Origin of the sequence: Anaerobiospirillum sp. NML120511, from assembly GCF_023050955.1 — a bacterium.
Lineage (GTDB): Bacteria > Pseudomonadota > Gammaproteobacteria > Enterobacterales > Succinivibrionaceae > Anaerobiospirillum.
Map to the genome: position 1 here is coordinate 1 of NZ_JALKIK010000084.1, position 3686 is coordinate 3686.

The 3686-nt window shown below is 50.0% G+C and carries 3 protein-coding genes; all 3 read right to left on the reverse strand.

What is annotated here, in order from left to right; all coding sequences use genetic code 11:
* On the reverse strand, positions 1 to 1466 hold a 1466-nt coding region (locus MXE39_RS12635), incomplete at its 3' end, for a hypothetical protein (protein WP_246979058.1).
* A 271-nt stretch (positions 1467 to 1737) separates the two neighbouring features.
* Complete coding sequence (locus tag MXE39_RS12640) at positions 1738 to 2121, reverse strand: transposase (RefSeq protein WP_246979057.1); 384 nt, start codon at positions 2119 to 2121, stop codon at positions 1738 to 1740.
* A 14-nt stretch (positions 2122 to 2135) separates the two neighbouring features.
* Positions 2136 to 3500 (reverse strand): hypothetical protein, encoded by a 1365-nt coding sequence (locus MXE39_RS12645; RefSeq protein ID WP_247074199.1) that lies wholly within the window; start codon positions 3498 to 3500, stop codon positions 2136 to 2138.
* Positions 3501 to 3686 lie beyond the last annotated feature (186 nt).

A 3686-nucleotide genomic window follows, 5' to 3' on the forward strand; every position in this document is an offset into this window, starting at 1 on the left:
GAAACATCGTCCTCAGACATGTTTGACCTGATTTCGTCGCTTACCTTGGAGCGCCCCTGAATTGACAGTACAGAGATCGGGGTCTCATCAGTAGATGCCTTTGCCAGAAATGAAAGCACTGATTTGATCAGAAAGTGGCCAATATGTGTTGTAAACAGCTGATGATATCTGAAGGTTCTATTCAGGTAATCACCTCCCAAACAGAAGTCCCGCTGAATATCAGGTACATAACTGTTGATTGAGCGTCTTTTCGTGAAAACACCTTCAAGAATATCATTAACCAAAGCTATGCTCAGCATGCTGTTTCCAGCTGCCGGATAGTCCATGCCGTCAATATAGCCAAGCTTTAACTCTTTGCATTCAGGGCAGTACATAATCGGGATCACGCTTGTGACTGCCAGAAACTCATTCAAGAACAGCCTGAAGTTGAAAATGTATTTTTGTGAGTTAAAGCAGGTTACCAGAATCATTGGAGAGCCGTCCTCACTGCAAGATGCTATTGCCTCTTCTGGTAAAAAGCTCGACGAGTGATATTTATCAATAATAAGTTTTGCACCTTCATTGCCATAATTTTCCCAAAGCTCTCTGTACTCCTCTTTGAAGATCGTGAAAAGGCTGCATGCCTGGGCGTTCTTAACCTGTGGCTTGGAGCTCTCAGTGCTATTGCCGGTCTTCTTGCCTTTTTTCTTGCTCTTGCTCTTGTTTAAGGAATCATGGTGTTTCTGAGAAGCTTTATTTGCATCTAAAAGCGTCTGAGTATCATCTGAAAGCTCTTCCTCCTCGTTTTCAAGCTCAGTAGCAGCCTGATTCACATCATCTTCAAGGTCATCATTGGCCTTTCCCTGGGACTTTGCAGATTTGTTTAACTTCTCATCACCATGAGGAATGCCAACAGGATTACGTCCAGAGGAGTTTACAAGCTGATCCGGATTACCTTCAGAATCGGTTCTGACTGTCTTGGTGAACTCAAATACATCCTGCTGATCATGGGTCTTATCGTACTGGGCGACCAGCTTGCCGACACTGGTGGCAAATCCGTTTCTGTGGTCTTTGAAGTCAAAATATTCCTTACGCAGGCCATGTCCAAGCGCATAGTTATCGTTAAACTCATCATGAATGCGGGCTTTAAAACAAGTCATAAAGCCATCGGCATCAGCTCTGCCACTCTTTCTGATACCGGAGTGACGTGAGCTGGTGTCATAGAATGAGCCGAAAACGCGGGTCTGATAAGTTGAACTGCTCAAAGACGACAAAGCCTCCTCTGTCAGGACACAGCTGTCCTGACTGAGTGGAGGCTCTTGAATGCTGCTGGACGGGGAGTTCTTTTCCAGGCGGGAATGAGGTGGCAGACACCATGACTGAACGGATGGAACAGAGCGGCTGGAGTACAGGATGTTGCTCTCCTGTACCTCCATCCTGCTCTCAAAAGAGAGCGGCTCCAGATGTTCCATTGAAAGTGTAGTCATGGGGTATAATGACCTCATATTGTATATTTGTAGGAGAGTCCTCCTCTCCTTCCTAAAACAACCTCCGGAGACAGATACCTGCTCCGTTGCCCCCATACTATATCCCCTCTCATACATCGTTCAACCCTGTATTTACGCCTTTGGGCGCTACATCCAAATTCCAGAAAATTCCCTCCGAAATCTGGCCTGCAGCCATTCAGTTTCCTAAAAATCTTCCGATAGAACGGGGATCACCTCTATTGAAATTATCCCCTGAACCGTCCCCACACTCTTAAAGTGGCTCACATGAGTGCAGCAGCGGCCTGCCTGACAGGTAGAGCTTGAGCTCCTCCACTGATACAGGCATGTTGCCTACAGGGTCTGTTACCCTGGAAAGAAGCTTCTTATAAGCCGAATCATGAGGGTAGCAGCTAAGGCAGTATCCATTTGACCCATCGCTCCAGACTATCTTGGCAAGGCGACGGCTGCCTGACATGAAAACCACTGCATCCTCTCCCTTACGAAGATTGATATTCAGATACCCGCAGATTACGCTCAGCGAGTTGTAGCCTTTGCGCATATCGCATGGTGCTGCAATCACAGTGATCTTCATGCTGCTGAAGCCGTCAATTACTGTAGAGATTTCCTGTGAACTCCTTGATGCTGGCATAGACATTTGCAGTCTCCTCCTTAAAAGTCCACTGATACAGGCATGGCCGTGCCGTCTGCGCTGCCACCTGCAGACATCATTGCCAGCACTGCTGGCGGTAACTGCGCTGCAGTAAACACCCGTACCGACCCCGGAGCCTGAGCCTCATTATTCAGGGGGAAGCTGCCACTGCATAAACCGCTGTCGTGAATCCCAGGATAGAGCCCTGACTGGTCAATTACAGGATTTTGCCTTATGGCTGAAGCAGAGCATGGCTTAGTGAGAGAGCCTTCAGAGCCGCTGTTGCTCCTGAATTCCTGATCAGACATGTATGCGTTATGAGATGAGGAAGGTCTTCGTGGAGGTGCACTGCCCTTGAGTTCGTAGGCCTTAAGAGGGAATATCATTCCCACGCTGGCACCCACACTTTCAGGGAATCTGGACATGCCATTGGGCGGCATTCTGTCAGCAATGACCTCACCTGGTATCAATGGCAGGATGGGACTGTCTACATTGCTGTCAAAGGAGACAACAGCAGATCTTCCAGGTCCATGAATGAGCGCAGCAATCTGCTGAGCCTTATCACTCAGTGACAGGCTTGATGGGGAGGTAGTGGTGGTAATTAAGGATGCGCTTCTGCGCCACATTCCCTGGAAAGAACAAGGTCCAGGAGCATCTTCAGGCTTTTTGTGAATGGAAAATACAGACCCGGTAACAGACTCTGCAGTGACTGTGGCTGACTTGCCTGCAATCTGACAGTCTGGGCTATTGAGACAGTAAGAAAGGTGACCAGGAGCTTCAGCCTCATTAGAGCCGTTAACAGCAGAAAGCGAAGCAGTGGCATCCGCCCATGAGTCAGCGGCAACGGCATTGTCCAGCTCAGGGGCTGCGGCTTCGACCACAGCCTCGGCGACAACTGCCTCGACTGGCTCAGAGTCTGCGACCTCGACCGCAGCCTCGGCGACAGCTGCCTCGACTGGCTCAGAGTCTGCGACTTCGACCACAGCCTCGGCGACAGCTGCCTCAACTGGCTCAGAGTCTGAGACTTCGACCACAGCCTCGGCGACAGCTGCCTCAACTGGCTCAGAGTCTGAGACTTCGACCACAGCCTCGGCGATAACAGCTTCGACTGGCTCAGAGTCTGCGACTTCGACCACAGCCTCGGCGACAGCTGCCTCGACTGGCTCAGAGTCTGCGACTTCGACCACAGCCTCGGCGACAGCTGCCTCAACTGGCTCAGGGGCTACGGCTTCGACCACAGCCTCAGCTGTAGCACACGTAATGGAGCATCTAATGCTGTTAATCCTTTTAAGAAAGGTGATGTAGGAGGGAGTACGGCTGAAGAGACCTGCATAATGAGAGCTTGCAATGAATTCTGCCAGGCGGCTTCTGCAATACTCGGCCATGCTCATGCCGGATGCGCTGTAGTCACTGAAGACGGCAGTCCAGAACGCATGCCGCATCTGGGTCTTGTCATAGGGGTGTATCATATGAACCTCGATGGATTACGGTAGGCCCACTATGGGCATAACCATGTTTGGCTCATTTGTATACTATTTTGGCAGATTCAGATGACCGTCAAGGAAGCCTAC

Excerpts from the sequence above, each read along its gene's own strand:
- MXE39_RS12640 (WP_246979057.1), bottom strand. The coding sequence starts at position 2,121 with ATGTCTATGCCAGCATCAAGGAGTTCACAGGAAATCTCTACAGTAATT.
- MXE39_RS12645 (WP_247074199.1), bottom strand. The coding sequence starts at position 3,500 with ATGGCCGAGTATTGCAGAAGCCGCCTGGCAGAATTCATTGCAAGCTCT.